At 69.7% G+C, this 15,489-nt stretch carries 14 protein-coding genes and 1 pseudogene; 11 read left to right on the plus strand and 4 right to left on the minus strand.

Going from position 1 to position 15,489, the window contains the following annotated elements; all coding sequences use genetic code 11:
* The 4 genes and pseudogenes from ACFVJQ_RS09560 to ACFVJQ_RS09575 all read left to right on the plus strand — a co-directional run.
* A pseudogene (locus ACFVJQ_RS09560) lies at positions 1–329 on the plus strand (short-chain dehydrogenase/reductase); the annotation flags it as partial.
* Positions 326–913, plus strand: coding sequence for an SDR family NAD(P)-dependent oxidoreductase (locus ACFVJQ_RS09565; RefSeq protein WP_385782261.1), 588 nt, complete (start codon positions 326–328; stop codon positions 911–913). The pseudogene ACFVJQ_RS09560 and the gene ACFVJQ_RS09565, both read left to right, overlap by 4 nt.
* A gap of 443 nt (positions 914–1,356) precedes the next feature.
* Positions 1,357–1,827 carry a Dps family protein gene (locus tag ACFVJQ_RS09570; protein WP_385518534.1) on the plus strand — a complete coding sequence of 157 codons (471 nt, stop codon included), beginning with the start codon at positions 1,357–1,359 and terminating at the stop codon, positions 1,825–1,827.
* A 115-nt stretch (positions 1,828–1,942) separates the two neighbouring features.
* Positions 1,943–2,095, plus strand: a complete 153-nt coding sequence (locus ACFVJQ_RS09575; RefSeq protein ID WP_385518549.1) for a hypothetical protein — start codon at positions 1,943–1,945, stop codon at positions 2,093–2,095.
* Positions 2,096–2,101: 6 nt separating this feature from the next.
* On the opposite strand, the gene ACFVJQ_RS09580 is transcribed toward ACFVJQ_RS09575, so the two are convergent.
* Positions 2,102–2,851: a transposase family protein gene (locus tag ACFVJQ_RS09580; protein WP_385782264.1), complete on the minus strand. Its 750-nt coding sequence runs from the start codon at positions 2,849–2,851 to the stop codon at positions 2,102–2,104.
* 117 nt (positions 2,852–2,968) lie between these two features.
* Here ACFVJQ_RS09580 and ACFVJQ_RS09585 point away from each other — a divergent pair, with 117 nt between their 5' ends.
* The 4 genes from ACFVJQ_RS09585 (at position 2,969) to ACFVJQ_RS09600 (ending at position 7,172) form a co-directional block, all read left to right on the plus strand.
* Entirely contained in the window at positions 2,969–4,171 is a 1,203-nt protein-coding gene (locus ACFVJQ_RS09585; protein ID WP_385782267.1) for a tyrosine-type recombinase/integrase, read from the plus strand.
* Positions 4,172–4,354: 183 nt separating this feature from the next.
* Complete coding sequence (gene pcaC / locus ACFVJQ_RS09590; protein WP_385514336.1) at positions 4,355–5,650, plus strand: 4-carboxymuconolactone decarboxylase; 1,296 nt, start codon at positions 4,355–4,357, stop codon at positions 5,648–5,650.
* A 56-nt stretch (positions 5,651–5,706) separates the two neighbouring features.
* Positions 5,707–6,342 (plus strand): MBL fold metallo-hydrolase, encoded by a 636-nt coding sequence (locus tag ACFVJQ_RS09595; protein WP_224737034.1) that lies wholly within the window; start codon positions 5,707–5,709, stop codon positions 6,340–6,342.
* A gap of 50 nt (positions 6,343–6,392) precedes the next feature.
* Entirely contained in the window at positions 6,393–7,172 is a 780-nt protein-coding gene (locus tag ACFVJQ_RS09600; protein ID WP_385514335.1) for an exodeoxyribonuclease III, read from the plus strand.
* Positions 7,173–7,401: 229 nt separating this feature from the next.
* On the opposite strand, the gene ACFVJQ_RS09605 is transcribed toward ACFVJQ_RS09600, so the two are convergent.
* Positions 7,402–9,165 carry a GDSL-type esterase/lipase family protein gene (locus tag ACFVJQ_RS09605; RefSeq protein WP_385514334.1) on the minus strand — a complete coding sequence of 588 codons (1,764 nt, stop codon included), beginning with the start codon at positions 9,163–9,165 and terminating at the stop codon, positions 7,402–7,404.
* 218 nt (positions 9,166–9,383) lie between these two features.
* Here ACFVJQ_RS09605 and ACFVJQ_RS09610 point away from each other — a divergent pair, with 218 nt between their 5' ends.
* On the plus strand, positions 9,384–9,791 hold the full coding sequence (locus tag ACFVJQ_RS09610; protein ID WP_385514333.1) for a DUF6278 family protein: 408 nt from the start codon (positions 9,384–9,386) through the stop codon (positions 9,789–9,791).
* A gap of 219 nt (positions 9,792–10,010) precedes the next feature.
* Here ACFVJQ_RS09610 and ACFVJQ_RS09615 read toward each other — a convergent pair whose 3' ends face one another.
* Positions 10,011–11,579, minus strand: coding sequence for an alpha/beta fold hydrolase (locus ACFVJQ_RS09615; protein ID WP_385782272.1), 1,569 nt, complete (start codon positions 11,577–11,579; stop codon positions 10,011–10,013).
* A 303-nt stretch (positions 11,580–11,882) separates the two neighbouring features.
* On the opposite strand from ACFVJQ_RS09615, the gene ACFVJQ_RS09620 reads away from it, so the two are divergent.
* On the plus strand, positions 11,883–12,743 hold the full coding sequence (locus ACFVJQ_RS09620) for an alpha/beta hydrolase (RefSeq protein WP_385782812.1): 861 nt from the start codon (positions 11,883–11,885) through the stop codon (positions 12,741–12,743).
* 57 nt (positions 12,744–12,800) lie between these two features.
* On the opposite strand, the gene ACFVJQ_RS09625 is transcribed toward ACFVJQ_RS09620, so the two are convergent.
* Complete coding sequence (locus tag ACFVJQ_RS09625) at positions 12,801–13,562, minus strand: hypothetical protein (RefSeq protein ID WP_385782275.1); 762 nt, start codon at positions 13,560–13,562, stop codon at positions 12,801–12,803.
* A gap of 126 nt (positions 13,563–13,688) precedes the next feature.
* Between ACFVJQ_RS09625 and ggt the strand changes: the two genes are divergently transcribed.
* Positions 13,689–15,488 (plus strand): gamma-glutamyltransferase, encoded by a 1,800-nt coding sequence (gene ggt / locus ACFVJQ_RS09630; RefSeq protein ID WP_385782277.1) that lies wholly within the window; start codon positions 13,689–13,691, stop codon positions 15,486–15,488.
* Position 15,489: the final 1 nt, after the last annotated feature.

Here is a 15,489-nt window from a genome sequence, read left to right on the forward strand (position 1 = left end):
CCGCCATCGAGCCCGGCTCCTTCCGCACCGACTGGGCCGGCCGCTCCATGCACCGCGTCGAGAGCACCATCGCCGACTACGACAAGATCTTCGCCCCGATCCGCGAACGCCGCCTCGCCATGAGCGGCCACCAGCCCGGCAATCCCGCTCAGGCCGGACGTGCCCTGCTCGCCGTCATCGATGCCGACAAGCCGCCGACGCATCTCATCCTCGGCAGCGACGCACTCCGGCTCGTCGCCGACGCCCGCGCCGCCTTCGATACGGAGACCGCCGCTTGGAGCCAGCTGTCGAAATCCACCGACTTCCCCGACGAGGAACAGGTCGCATGAGTGAAACAGTGAGTGAAACAGGGCGGCTCGCTCAGCCGAGAGAACACGACATGACGGTGGTGCTCACCGGCGCTACCAGCGGCATTGGGCAAGCCGCCGCCCGTCTGCTGGCTCCGCATGCGACTCAATTGATCCTGCATGGCCCGCAAAGGCCACAAGAAGTCATTCAGCAATTGGAGGAGCTCCGCGCTTCCAGCGCAGGGGAGGTGCACTACGTACAGGCTGACTTCGACAGCCTGGCCATGGTGCGCGCGCTCGCCTCCGAGATCTCGAAGATCACGGATCGGCTCGATGTGCTCATCAACAACGCAGGCCGTCCGGGAGCACCACGGCGCCGGCTCAGCCAGGACGGCAATGAAGCGACCCTACAGACGAACTACCTAGCGGCCGTCCTGCTCACCGAACTTCTCACCCCCGTTGCTCCTCGCATCCGGCGGCCGAGTAGTCCATGTCGCTTCGTCGACACATCTTTCCGCTTCGCTCGACCCGGACGACCTCAATCTCGAGCGCTCCGACTACAGCGCCACGATGGCGTACGCACGCTCGAAGCTGGCCTTGGTGGCGCACGCTCGCTGGCTGGTTGAGCAGGCTCCGCAGCCCCAGCCGGACACCGTAAGTGTGCACCCGGGAGTCATCAGCACTGATCTATTGCACGCCATGTTCGATATACGCGGTGATTCGGTCGTGCACGGAGCCCACAATGTTGTGAACGCCGCCCTGTACACCAATAGGTGGGCCGGCCAGTACCTGGACGAGCGACGGCCGGTCCAGCCGAACCCCATTTCCCTCGACGCCGAATTTCGGCACCGACTCGCCAAGCAAACTTTCGATCTCTTGCGCCGCTCCGGCGGAGTACCCGGAGAGGCTCAAGCTCTCCCCTGAGCGCGTCCCGTTCGCATGCCTGCCAGTCGCTTCACCGGCGGCAAGTTCATCAGGGGCATCGAAAAATCTGTCTGGCGGGAGTAACACTCCGCCCTTTTCATCCCTCATCCTGTCCCACGCCGTGGGCGGTAATGGAGAACATGTCATGTATGTCATCACCAGCCCGTTGCCGGAAGACGACCGAAAGGTCGTCGCAGAGGCCTTGCAGGGCGCCCTGGTGGACCTGCTGGACCTGTCGCTGACGGGCAAACAGGCCCACTGGACCTTGTACGGGCCCCGCTTTCGCTCCATTCATCTCCAGCTCGACGAGGTGGTGACGGGCGCCCGAGAGTTCTCCGACGCTGTCGCCGAGCGGGCTGCCGCGCTCGGCATCACGCCCGACGGCCGGGCGGCGACCATCGCCGCCGACAGCAATCTGCCCGGCTACCCGGCTGGTTGGGTAAGGGACAGCGACGCGGTAGCCGCAGTCGTAGAGTCCTTGGCGCTGGTCATCGTCCGGATGCGGGAGCGGGTTACGAACACCGCAGAGGCCGACCCGGTCACCCAAGACCTGCTCATATCCATCACTGCGGACCTGGAGAAGCAGCACTGGATGTTCCAGGCGGAGAACACCTGACCGGCTGGGCAAGAGGCACCTCATCGTGTGGGGCGACGGGGCGCGGATTGCATGTGCCGAAAGACCGCTCGTCGCGTTGTTCGAGACGGCTGGCACAAGGAGGTGATGAGGTCTTATGAAGCCGACTGCGAGTACGAGCGTCGCCCTGTACCAGTCTGTGATGAAGGAGATGGAGGAGGCCGACGTGCTCATCGACACCTACGGCCGGGTGGCCACCGACCTGAGGGTCTCGCTGACCGATCGGTGCAATCTGCGGTGTACCTACTGAGGTCTTTCAGCGTTGCCGCTCCAGGGTGAGGACCGCTGCGGCGATTGACGTCATTCGATTTGGGCTGCACCGCGCTCTGCGGAAGATCCGCCAGGACTTCAGACGTGCGATACCGCCCTCGACCGGGGCCCGCGCGCTCGACAGCGCCCGGTTGACGGTCTGCTCGGTGAGCGACAGCTCGCCTCCCGCAGGCCGTCTGGCCGGCGTGGTGACCCACGCGCCGGCACCGATGTAGGCGCGATCGGCCAGGATCGGCACCCCTTGGCGCTCGCAGATCCTGATGATCCGGTGGGTACGGGCCGCGGTCAGGTCGTGGCAGCGCCCCGGCAGGGCCGGGGAGAGCCACAGCACCTCGCCGTGAGGGTCCGTGAGCACCTGCACGTTCACCCCGTGCCGGCGGTGTTTGGCCGAGTAGTCGGCGCGGCCGTCGCCGAGGCGGTCGCACTCGGCCAGGGTGCCGTCGAGCAGGACGAACTCGGGATCTGCCTCACGCAGAGCGCGCAGCAGACCGGGGGCCCGGGCGGCCAGGAGATCGATGACCGCGGTGGTGTAGGCGTGCGCGGTGCCGACCGAGATGCCGAACCCGGCGGCGATCTGCGCGAGGGGCTCGTGCTTGCGCAGGTACACCAGAGCGACCAGGGCACGCTGGTGCGGCGGGAGCTTGCAGCGGCGGTCACCCTCGCGGGTGACGATGAGCAGCGTGACCCACTCGACCAGGGCATGGGGCAGGTCGAGTGCGGCAGGGTGAGGGACCAACAAGGCTCCTGCGCCGATGGGTTGAGACTTCGAACACCTCCCTCAACGGCACGGGAGCCTTGTGCGTTGCGGCCACAGTTCCGGTCACCCGAACGGTGGCCGCGCTGAAAGACCTCAGTGATTCTTCTGCCGGATCCCATCAAGAAACTTCCGCCGAACTCGAAGGGGAAGGTTCGATACCAATTTGTTGTGGACGTAGGGATCGACCCCGAAACTGGTAAGCGTAAGCAGTTGAGGCGCACCTTCGACTCGTTGAAGGAAGCTAAGGCTGAGTACGCAAACATAACTAATCGACGGCATGAGGGGTCTCTTGTGCCGCCCAACAAGATCACCGTGAATGAGTGGCTCGACCGATGGCTGGCCATGAAGGCGGAGGACCTGGAAGAAACCACCATCTACAACTACAGGATTACCCTGGACCGAGTTCGTGGGAGGCTCGGCAATATCCGCCTCCAGGACCTAACTGAAGAGCACGTGGAGGAGTGGAGGGACTGGGCGCTGACGCATGGCCGTGTGCGCGGAAAAGGGGCCGGGACGCCACTCAGTGTCACAACTGTGGATATGAGCCTTGCCCGGTTGAAGGAAGCGCTGGGGAGAGCTGTTACCCGGCGATTGGTGTACGTGAATGTCGCAGCGCACGTATCCATTCCTCGAAGGGCGCGCAAGGAAGAGCGGAAGACTAAGGAGGAGGTCCTGCCCTGGAATGTTCAAGAGGTTCAAAAGTTCATCCATGGGATCAGGGGTGATCGCCTATACGCTGCGCTTCTTCTTTCGCTGATGGGGCTTCGTCCGGCCGAGGTCTGCGGCCTCCGGTGGGAGGACGTTGACTTTGAGAACGCCACGATCGTTATTGCCAACACGCGCACGATGATGAGAAATCGGCACGTGGTGGAGAAGGACACCAAATCCCTTGCGGGTGAGCGGGAGCTGCCGTTGCCGGCTCTCGTACTGGGTGCCCTCAAAGCGTTCCGGGCTCTCCAAGCTGAGGAGAGGCTCGCGCTGGGGGAGGCGTACACAGTTTCTGGCTACGTGCTGGTGCACGAGGCGGGCGATGCCTTCACGATCAAGCAACTCCGCCGGCGCGCGTACAGGCTCATGGAGCTTCTCGGGCTCCGTCGCGTCAGGCTCTACGATGCGCGCTCGTCGTGCCTCACCTTCCTGGCCAACAACGGTGTCCCGGATCACATCCTCGCGCGATGGGCCGGGCATACAAATATCCAGACGACCAAGCGGTGGTACGTCAAGCCGGACGTAGAGGATCTTCGCGGAGCCGCCACGACTTGGGATGACATGCACGGGTTTGGTGGAGAGGGGTCGTGACGAAGGGGGGAAGACTTGATCGTAGTGACTGAGGGAGGGGCAGGCGCCGGGAGGACCCACTGGCGCCGCGGAGAATATGTACCTTGACTCTCGCCGGCAGGCCCGGCAGCGCCGGAGCGGGACAAGGCCCGCTAACCCACCCCGGCGATGTGACATCTCGTGACAGATGAGAGGCTCAGGCGGGTGAGTGAGACACCATCGAACACCCTGCAATACCGCTTTGACGGGCCAGAAGACGCTCCGGTCCTGATCTTGGGTCCCTCACTGGGTACCACATGGCACATGTGGGACCGGCAGGTCCCGGAGCTGACCAAGCAGTGGCGGGTCTTCCGGTTCGACCTGCCCGGACACGGCGGCGCCCCCGCCTACCCCGCGGGCTCCGTCGCCGACCTCACCGACCGGCTGCTCGCCACGCTCGAGGGTCTGGGCGTGCAGCGTTTCGGCTACGCGGGCTGCGCCCTCGGCGCCGCGGTCGGCGTCGAACTGGCCCTGCGCCACCCCGAGCGCCTCGCCTCGCTCGCGGTGATCGCCGCCTCGCCGCGTTTCGGCACGGCCGACGAGTTCCGCCAGCGCGGCGTGATCGTGCGGACGAACGGGCTCGACCCGATCGCCCGCACCGCACCCGACCGCTGGTTCACCGCCGGGTTCGCCGCCGCCCAGCCGGCGATCACCGAGTGGGCGGTGCAGATGGTGCGCACCACCGACCCCGGCTGCTACATCGCCGCCTGCGAGGCACTCGCCACGTTTGACGTACGGCCGGAACTCGGCCGCGTGGGTGTGCCGACGCTGGTACTGGTCGGCTCGGAGGACCAGGTCACCGGTCCCGCCGAGGCCCGTACGCTGGTCGCCGGCATACCGGACGCCCGTCTCGCCGTCGTACCCGGCGCCTCCCACCTGGTTCCCGTGGAACAGCCCGCGGCGGTCACGGACCTGCTGGTCACCCACTTCTCCACCGCCTGGCAGCCCGGCTTCGACGCCACCGGCCAGATGGCCATCGCGGCGGCCCCCGTCAAGCCGGTCCTCACCGCGGTGCCCCCGCAGACCGCGCCCATCGCCGAGATCGCCCCGGCCGCCGCCGAACCGCTGGTCGCAGGGCGGCCGGACCCGTACGACGCCGGGATCAAGGTGCGCCGTGAGGTGCTCGGCGACGCGCACGTCGACCGCGCGCTGGCGCAGGCCGACGAGTTCTCGGGGGACTTCCAGGAGTTCATCACCCGCTACGCCTGGGGCGAGATCTGGGGCCGGCCCGGCCTGGACCGCCGTACCCGCAGCTGCATCACCCTCACCGCCCTGGTGGCGGGCGGTCACCTGGACGAGCTCGCCTTCCACGTCCGCGCCGCCCTGCGCAACGGCCTCACCCCGGCCGAGATCAAGGAGGTGCTGCTCCAGGCGGCCGTCTACTGCGGCGTACCGGCGGCGAACAGCGCGTTCAAGGTGGCCCAGCAGGTCATCAGGGAGGAGACCACGCCCCAGGAGTGAGCCCGGGGCGGCCGGCGGCCGAGGCCCGCAGCGCCGGACCGGGGCAGGATGGACCCATGAAGCTCACGAAGAAGTCGCACGCCTGCGTCCGGCTCGAGAAGGACGGGCAGACGCTCGTGCTCGACCCCGGTGGATTCAGTGAGGCGGACGCCGCGGTCGGCGCGGACGCGATCCTCGTCACACACGAGCACCCCGACCACTTCAACGAGGAGCGGCTGAGGGCCGGCCTGGAGGCCAACCCGGCCGCCGAGATCTGGACGCTCCGGTCCGTCGCGGAGAAGATCGCGGCGGCGTTCCCGGGCCGCGTCCACACCGTCGGCCACGGCGACACGTTCACCGCGGCGGGCTTCGACGTCCAGGTGCACGGTGAACTGCACGCGGTGATCCACCCGGACATCCCGCGCATCACCAACGTCGGCTATCTGATCGACGGCGGCCGGGTCTTCCACCCCGGCGACGCCCTCACCGTCCCCGAGCAGCCCGTGGAGACGCTGATGCTGCCGGTCATGGCCCCGTGGAACAAGATCTCCGAGGTCATCGACTACGTACGTGAGGTCAAGCCGCAGCGGGCCTACGACATCCACGACGCCCTCCTCACCGACCTCGCCCGCCCGATCTACGACAACCAGATCGGCGCCCTGGGCGGCGCGGAGCACCTGCGGCTGGCGCCCGGAGCCTCGGCGGACGTCTGACGACGAGCGGGCGGGCCGGGTTGTCGGACCCACCCGGTACGTTGTGAGGCATGCGCATCGCGACCTGGAACGTCAACTCGATCACCGCCCGCCTTCCGAGGCTGCTGGCCTGGCTGGAGAGCAGCGGCACCGATGTGCTCTGCCTGCAGGAGGCCAAGGTCGCCGAGGAGCAGTTCCCCTTCGAGCAGCTGCGTGAGCTGGGCTACGAGGCCGCGGTCCACGCCACCGGCCGGTGGAACGGCGTGGCGGTGCTCTCCCGCGTCGGCATGGAGGACGTCGTCAAGGGCCTGCCCGGCGACCCCGGCTTCGACGGCGTGGTCGAGCCCCGCGCCATCTCCGCGACCTGCGGCCCGGTCCGCGTCTGGTCGGTGTACGTGCCGAACGGCCGTGAGGTGGAGCACCCCCACTACGCCTACAAGCTCCAGTGGTTCGAGGCCCTGAAGGCAGCCGTCGCGGGCGATGCGGGCGGCAGCCGCCCGTTCGCCGTGCTGGGCGACTACAACGTGGCTCCGACGGACGACGACGTCTACGACGTGGCCGCGTTCGAGGGCAGCACCCACGTCACCCCCGCCGAGCGCGCCGCCCTGGCCTCCCTGCGCGAGGCGGGCCTGTCCGACGTGGTCCCGCGCCCCCTGAAGTACGACCACCCGTTCACGTACTGGGACTATCGCCAGCTCTGCTTCCCCAAGAACCGCGGCATGCGGATCGACCTGGTGTACGGCAACGAGCCGTTCGCGACGGCGGTCAAGGACGCGTACGTGGACCGCGAGGAGCGCAAGGGCAAGGGCGCCTCGGACCATGCGCCGGTCGTGGTCGACCTGAACGTGTAGGGCCTCTCCGGCGGATCATGCCGCAGACGCGGGGCTTGGCACGCCCATCTGCGGCGTTGTCGTCACTCGCCGACTCCCCCACGCTCGGCTTCGCTCGCGCGGGGGGACCCCCATCGCGTCGACTCCCTCCTCCGCCTTGCAACTGGACGCACCAAGCCCCGCTTCCCTGCGCCGATGAGTCACCGCCGGTTTCCTGCGACCTGATCCGCCGGGCCGGACAGGCCCGCCCTCACAGCAGCGTCAGGTCCACCGAGTGCGCGAGCGCCGCGAGCCCCGCGTCGTTCGGGTGCAGGTGGTCCCCGCTGTCGTAGGCCGGAGCCAGCCGCGTCGGCTGCTGCGGGTCCCGTAGCACCGCGTCGAGGTCCAGCACCCCGTCGAAGATGTCGGTGTCCCGGAGCCACGCGTTGACGGCGGTCCGCTCGGCTTCCACGGCCGCCGTGCACCCGGCCTGGCCGCCGCACGGCAGGAGTGTGCCCGCCAGCACGCGAAGTCCCCGTGCGTGCGCGCGGTCCGCGATCTCCTGGAGCCCGGCCGTCACCTCGTCCGCGGTCGAGCCCGACAGCAGGTCGTTGACGCCCTCGAAGGCGATCAGCGTACGCACCGACGTCTGGGCGTGTACGTCCCGGTCGAGTCGGTGGAGCGCGCTCACCCCGCCCGTATCCCTGGAGACCCCGTCTCCCGGGTAGCGGTCGGTGACCACGCGGTTGCCCCCGATGCCCTGGTTGAGCACCCCGTAGTGCGGGACCACGTCCTGCGAAAGCAGTCGGGCGGCCAGCACATCGGGCCAGCGCCGGTTGGCGTCCACCGTGGACCTGTCGCCGTCGGTGATCGAGTCCCCGAGCACCACGACGGACCCGGGCCCGCCGCCGACGTCCACCCCGGTCAGCAGCGGCCAGTTCGTCAGGACCGTGGTGTACGCGGCCGCCGAGCCGTCCGCGGCGTGGTCGCCCGGTCCGCTCAGATACGACCGCTGCTGCGCGAGCCGGTGCACGGGCGTCGCCGGAACCGTCCCCGGCAGATGAAAGCTGACCAGCAGGTTGGTGCCGGCGGGCACGTCGAAGGCGAGCGGGTCGCTGTACACCTGCGCCCCGGCCGGGACCTCGACGCCCGCCGCCCTCCCGAAGGTCACCGGAACCGGCGTGCCCCGCGCCGTCGCGCCCGCCCGCTGCACGGCCACCGTCGCGCTCCCGATTCGTACCGGAGCCGCCGCGAAGGTGTTGTCGAAGCGCAGCCGCACCATCGGTCCGCCCACCGAGGTGTGCACCACCAGTCGCAGCGTCCGGTCGGTCCACGGCCCCACGGCCTGGTAACCGGACGTCGCCGTCGCCCAGCTGCCCGTCCAGCCGGACGTGGCCGTCCGCACCGACAGGGCGAACACATGCAGGTCGGTTGCGCGGGGCAGCTGCACGGAGGCGAGCGCGCGCCCCGGCACGATCGGCACGGTCACGACGTACAGCCGCGCCTTCTCGGCGAGTTGGCCGCCGGGCGTGTTGACGTGGGGGAGGGCCACCGCCTTGGTGGCGAGCGGGCCTCGGCGCCAGTCGGGCGCGCCGAGCACGTACGTCGACCGGCTCCCGTCGGCGTACGCGACCGTGCCCGAGCCGGTGACCTCGTCGCCGGCGGTGCTCGCGACCAGGAAGGCGAGCGCGTCGCCGGTGCCGTACAGCCACACGCTCTGGCCGTCGGCCCGGACGTTGTCGGGCTCGCCCGCCGCCCGGTCCGGCCAGGTCAGCGTGGCGCCCTGCACGGTCAGCGCGCGGCCCGGCGTCCAGCCCGCGGCGTCGAGGTCCTGGGCGGAGAGGGAGGCGCCCGAGCCGTCGAAGTCGGCTTCGGCGGGGCTGGTGTCCTCGCTGACGGCCGTGTTGTCGAAGAGCTGCTCCAGCGGCAGCGGCGCGGATGTCTCCTCGACGGTGGCCTGTGCCGAGGTCGTGAGCAGCACGGATCCGAAGAGGATCAGGACGGCTGCGAGCCCCCGGACACCTCGGCGTACCAACCGACCCTCCCTGTTCTCCGGTGATCCGCACCGACCGGACTGACCGCGCTGACCGCACTGCTCCGGACTGAGACGAACGACGCACGTGAAGCTAGAAAGGAGGCAGCGGACCGGTCAACGAACCATGAGCGAACACCGCATGAAACCGCCCGGACGACCGGAGACGACCACCCGCGCGCCTGTGGTGCGCACGCGGGTGCGAATGACAGGCTGGACGTATGAACATCCCTTTTCTCGGCCACCGCCGCCAGCGGCCCCCGATCCCCGACCCCACGGGCATCGCCGAGCTCCTGGCCGAGTGCGAGCTGCTCCGCTCCCAGGCGGGCCGGGCGGGCGTCCGACTCGACGACACGTCAGCCTCGTTGGAGGCGCTCGACCAGCTGCTGCCGCGCTGGCGGGACGACGAGGAGATCCTGCCCTGGCTGGGCAACGACGCCGGTCTGTATCTGGGCACCGTCATCGTGCGCACGGTGCCGGGCGCGGCCTGGGAGATCTGGCCCGACGGCCAGCCGGTGGTGCGGCTGGAGTCCGGCCGCGAGTTCGACGTGGTGGCCTCCGGTCACGAGTGGGCCGCGAATGGTGTGCCGGAGCTGTCCCAGCTGTACGCGGAGGTCGCCGAGACCTGACCCACCCGCACCGAGCGGGGGACCGGCCACCGCCCCCATCTGCTGTTCGACACCGGCTCGTTGACGCAGTCCGAACGTGTGTCCCCGACCGGCCGGAGGCCGGGTCCCTGCCCTGCCCTATCGGTCGGGCCATCGCTGCGCACCTCGACTACTATGTGCCGTTCATCCCGTAGGGGGCAGCAGTACCCCGAGCCAGGCCCGCCCGGCAGCGGCCGCAGATCACTGCTTGCGCAGCGGAATCGACACGTACGACGGGTCGTTCGCCGGCGAGGAGAAGGTCAGCCGCCCGCCGGACGGGTTGTGCTCGATGTAGAGCGGGTCGACCGTGTCGACGACCAGGGCGAGACGGTGCCCTGCCGGGACGTCGTAGGCCGTGGAGAACAGCTCCAGGTCGACGCCGAACGGCTTGCCGGGCGTCTGCCCGTGGAAGGTGAACGGCGCGTTGCTGACCAGCTTGCCGAGGCCGAGCGGGCCCACGTCGTAGAGGTATGCGACGAGGGTTCCGCTCTCCTTGGTGGGCGTGATGGTCGTGTGCAGCTTCGCCGTACCGCGCACGTGCTGGGTGGTGGCGTACTTCTCCGACTGCCAGACGGCGGCCCAGCGGCGCGGGAGCAGGGGGATCGAGGCCATCGGGGGGACCTGGGCGACCTGGTCGAGGATGCTCGACAGGAAGATGATCCCGCCGTCCGCCCCGGAGTTGACGTTCGTGTGGATCGTGGTCGTGTCCGCGAGGGCGATCTTCCGGCTCGTCGCGGTGACCGATTTCCAGTCCGGGTAGTCCTCGTAGCCGCCCCCGGAACGGGACTTGAGGCGGACCGGCTGTTCACGGTCTATGCCGTTGTCCGCGCCCTTGAGGTGGTGGTCGAACCAGCGCCCGGTGTCGGTCCACACGTCGTTGGGCAGCCCGAACAGTCCCGTCACCTCGGCGGTGGCATGGTCGCCGGGGCGCAGTTGAAGCCTCTTGGGGACGGTCAGCTTCTCGTAGAAGTCCGCGTACTGGTTGGGCGGGAAGATCGTGTCGCCCCAGGCGTTGGCGAGCATGACCGCGGTGCCGTTGGCGTTGAAACGGTCGACGTAGGCCGCGGGGGAACGTTTCTTCCCCCAGGTGATCATCTCGTCCTCCCGGTCCAGATCGGAGGCGAAGAAGTCTTTGAAGATCTGCTGGAGTTCGGGGCTGGGGCGGCCGGTGAGCGTGCCCGCGCCGTTCAGCAGGGCGGCGGCCTGGGAGTGCTGGGTGCGGCCGGAGTAGATCGAGTCGATCAGGTCGGCCCAGCCGCTGAGTGCGGCGACCGCCCTGACCCGCTTGTCGTGCGCGGCGGCGAGCAGGCTGATGCCGGCCCCGTACGAGACGCCCGCCATGCCGATGTGCTGGGCGTCGGACGGGGTGTTGGCGAGCGCCCAGTCGATGACCCTGGACGCGTCGGCGATGTCGGGCGGTCCGGCGACCTCGATGTGTCCGCCGGACTGCCAGAAGCCGCGCACGTTGTAACTGACCACGACGTACCCGGCGTCGGCGAGTTTCTGGGCCTGGGCGAGGTACTCGATCTGGGGCAGGCCCCAGCTGGTGGGCAGGACGAGCAGCGGATAGCGGTCACCGGCGTCGGCGCCCGCGGGCGTGACGACGTTCGCCTTGAGGACGGTGTCACCGTCGCCGGTGATGTCGACGAAACGGACGCTGTTCGGGGCTGCCTGGGCGGCGGGGGCGAGCCCGAGGGCGCTACCGGCGACCAGGGTCGCGGAGACGGCGCCCACGGCGGTCGTACGCAGGGCCTTGCGAGGCAGTCCCACGGGTCACTCCTCACTCGTGTCAGTGCAAAGTGACCCGACGGTAACCGCGCACCCTTACCGCAGGTAACCCGTCGGTAAGTTACGTGGCAGTAACGATTGAGCGCTGAAGTTCTTCCGGCGTGTGTCCGACCTCGGCCATACACAGCGCCGCGGGAGCCTGCAAACCGGACGCAGGCCTGAACTCGGCCCGCCTTGCGGGGGCATGGAGCGGCCCGCAGGCTGGACGCGTTCAGCACGTCGGGCGATGAGAAAGGAGGCGTTGTGACGGAAGTCCTGCCGGCCTCGGAACAGCCGGCGGCAGCGATGTCCGCCGAGGTGCGGCCGATCACGCTCGACGCAGCGGGCGTCTCCCTGTCCGGGCTGCTGGCCGAGCCGGAGCGGAGTGCCCCCCGTGCGACCGTGGTCGCCCTGCACGGCGGCGGTATGAGCGCGGGTTACTTCGACGGGCAGGCGCATCCCGACCTGTCCCTGCTCACGTTGGGAGCGCGGCTCGGTTTCACCGTGCTCGCCCTGGACCGCCCCGGCTACGGCCACTCGGCCGCCCGGCTCCCGGACGGGCAGACGCTCGCCGAGCAGGCGGTGACGGTGAGCTCGGCGATCATGGAGTTCGGCGAGCGGTGTCCGACCGGCGCCGGTGTGCTGCTCGTGGGTCACTCGTACGGTGGAAAACTGGCCCTGCACCTGGCCGCCGACGGGTCCCTCGGGAGCCTTCTCGCCGTGGACGTGGCCGGGATCGGCCACCGGTTCGCCGTCGATCCGGGCAGCCTCGCCCAACTGCACGGCCTGCGGCAACGGCGGTTGAACTGGGGCCCGTTGACGCTGTATCCGCCCGGCACCTTCCTGGCGAGCGAGCGGGTGGTGGCGCCGATGCCGCGCCGCGAGGCCGAGGGGGTCAGGGACTGGCCCCGGCTCTGTGACACCTTGCTGCCCCGGGTGCGGGTGCCGGTACGGCTGACCTTCGCCGAGCACGAGGCCTGGTGGCGGAACACCGACGACGACCTGGCCGACCTCGCCGGACGGTTCACGGACGCCCCCCGCGTCCTGGTGGAGCGGCTGCCGGGCGCCGGGCACAACTGCAGCCTGGGGTGGGCGGCACGGGCGTACCACCTGCGGGTGCTCGCCCACCTGGAGGAGGCGCTGACGCCGCCGGGGCGGCTGCCCTGACATGACGTCCGCCGGAACGCGCCCCGAACCTGTGTTCCGGCGGCCGTCATACGACGCTCAGGACTCCGCCCGATGCGACGTGCGCGTCGGTGCCGGTGCGGGCAGGGGCTCCTGCGCCGCCCGCGTCACGTCGGCGACCAGCTCGACGACGTCCGGGCCGTACGCCTGCGAGTTGACGACCTTCAGAAGCAGGACGAAGGGCTTGGTCCCGTGCTTGCGGGCCAGGCGCTCGTGGTTGCGGGCGAGATAGCGGGTCGCGGCCTGGTTGGTGATCGCACGCTGCCCGCAGAAGAGGAACACCGGCCGTGCCTCGCGCCGTTCACCCGCGGTGAGGCGGGCCAGGATGACGTACTCCATGACACCGGGCTCCATGCGGTAGCGCTCGCTGCCGATCTGGAAGGCGCCCCGGTCCGGCCCTGGTTCCGGGTCGATGTTGACGCGCACGCCGGGCAGCATCGCCGCCATGTGGGCCAGCATGCGCCGGTTGGAGCCGGGGCCGCCGACGCAGAACTCGGTGCGCTCGCCGAAGCCCTGCTGGACGTTGTCCTGGGTCACCATCTGCAGGTGCGCCCCGCAGTCCTTGATCAACGCGGAGAGTTCCAGCAGGGCGAACACGTCGAACCGGTGGACCGCGGGCTCGGAGGTGGCTGAGTCGCGGTTGACGACGAGCAGGGACTCCGAGTTCTGCGGCAGCCCGAGGAACGCCTGCTTGCGGTGGAGCTTGCGCCTCCACAGGTAGGTGCGGGCCAGCCAGCCGATCGCGGCACTGAGGCCGGCCGCGATCACGCCCAGGACGATGTTGCGCACGTCGTCATTCATGGGCGCGCATGGTAGCGGGCGAAGGGAAACCGTGTTCGAGGTGAGGCCGGCGCCCGGGTGTGTGATCCTGACGGGGGCATGGCAATGGATTAGGCTGCGCGAACCGGTTCCTGACTGGAGGTGCGGATGCGTCGCCCTGTCGTGCGGAAACTGACGGTCCTGGCGGTGTCCGCCGCCGTGGTGTCGGTGGGGGCCGCGGCGCCCCCGGCCCCCATGACGGCACCGGCCGAGAAGGTCCCGGTCGCCGTCGGCTACGGCGGCGCGGTCGCGAGCGTCGACGCGGACGCCTCCGCGGCCGGGATCGAGGTACTGAGGAAGGGCGGCAACGCCGTCGACGCGGCCGTTGCCACCGCCGCCGCGCTGGGCGTCACCGAGCCCTACTCCGCCGGCATCGGCGGAGGCGGCTACTTCGTCTACTACGACGCCAGGTCCCGTACCGTGCAGACCGTCGACGGCCGCGAGACCGCGCCGCTGACCGCCGACTCGGACCTCTTCCTGGAGAACGGCAAGCCGCTCGCCCTCGCCGACGCCGTCAGCAGTGGCCTCGGCGTCGGCACCCCGGGCACGCCCGCCACCTGGCGGACGGCACTCGACAAGTGGGGCAGCAAGCGGCTCGCCACCCTGCTCGCGCCCGCCGAGCGGCTGGCCCGCGACGGCTTCACCGTCGACGCCACCTTCCGTGCGCAGACCGCCGCCAACGAGACCCGGTTCCGCTACTTCCCCGACACCGCCGAGCTGTTCCTGCCGAACGGTGAACTCCCCGTCGTCGGCTCCACCTTCAAGAACCCCGACCTCGCCCGCACCTACGCGGAGCTGGGCAGGAAGGGCGTCGGCGCGATCTACCGCGGCGGCATCGGCGACGACATCGTCGACACCGTCAACAAGCCGCCGGTGGACCCGGCTTCGGGCTGGAACGCCCGACCCGGCGAACTGTCCGAGAAGGACCTGGCTGCCTACGACGCCAAGGTCCAGGCGCCCACGAAGACCAGGTACCGCGGCCTCGGCGTCTACTCCATCGCCCCCTCCTCCTCCGGCGGCACCACGGTCGGCGAAGCCCTCAACATCCTGGAGAGCACCGACCTTTCGAAGGCGAGCGACGTCCAGTACCTGCACCGCCACATCGAGGCGAGCCGGCTCGCGTTCGCCGACCGCGGGCGCTGGGTCGGCGACCCCGCCTTCGAGGACGTACCGACGCAGGAACTGCTGTCCCAGCGGTACGCCGACTCCCGCGCGTGCCTCATCAAGGACGACGCCGTGCTCACCAGCCCGCTCGCGCCGGGCGACCCGCGCGACCCGGTGGCCTGTGCCACCGGTGGAAAGGCGGCGCCGACGACGTACGAGGGCGAGAACACCACCCATCTGACGGTGGCCGACAAGTGGGGCAACGTCGTCGCCTACACCCTCACCATCGAGCAGACCGGCGGCAGCGGCATCACCGTCCCCGGCCGCGGGTTCATCCTCAACAACGAGCTGACCGACTTCTCCTTCGCCCCGGCCAACCCGGCCGTGCACGACCCGAACCTGCCCGGTCCGGGCAAGCGGCCGCGGTCGTCGATCTCGCCGACGATCGTGCTCGACCGGCACAACAGGCCGGTGGTGGCGCTCGGTTCGCCCGGCGGCGCGACCATCATCACCACCGTGCTGCAGACCCTGACCGGCTTCCTGGACCGCGGGCTGCCGCTCGTCGACGCGATCGCCGCACCGCGCGCAAGTCAGCGCAACCAGACCACCACCGAGCTCGAACCGGGCCTGTACGACAGCCCGTTGAAGGCACGGCTGGAGTCCATCGGGCACGGCTTCCGGCTCAACCCCGAGATCGGCGCGACCACGGCTGTGCAGCGGCTTCCGGACGGCAGGTGGCTGGCCGCCGCCGAGAAGGTACGGCGGGGCGGCGGCTCGGCGATGGTCGTGCGGCCGGCGTCGTAAC

The sequence above is a fragment of the Streptomyces sp. NPDC127197 genome (genome assembly GCF_042672405.1).
Taxonomy (GTDB): Bacteria; Actinomycetota; Actinomycetes; order Streptomycetales; family Streptomycetaceae; genus Streptomyces; species Streptomyces flavusporus.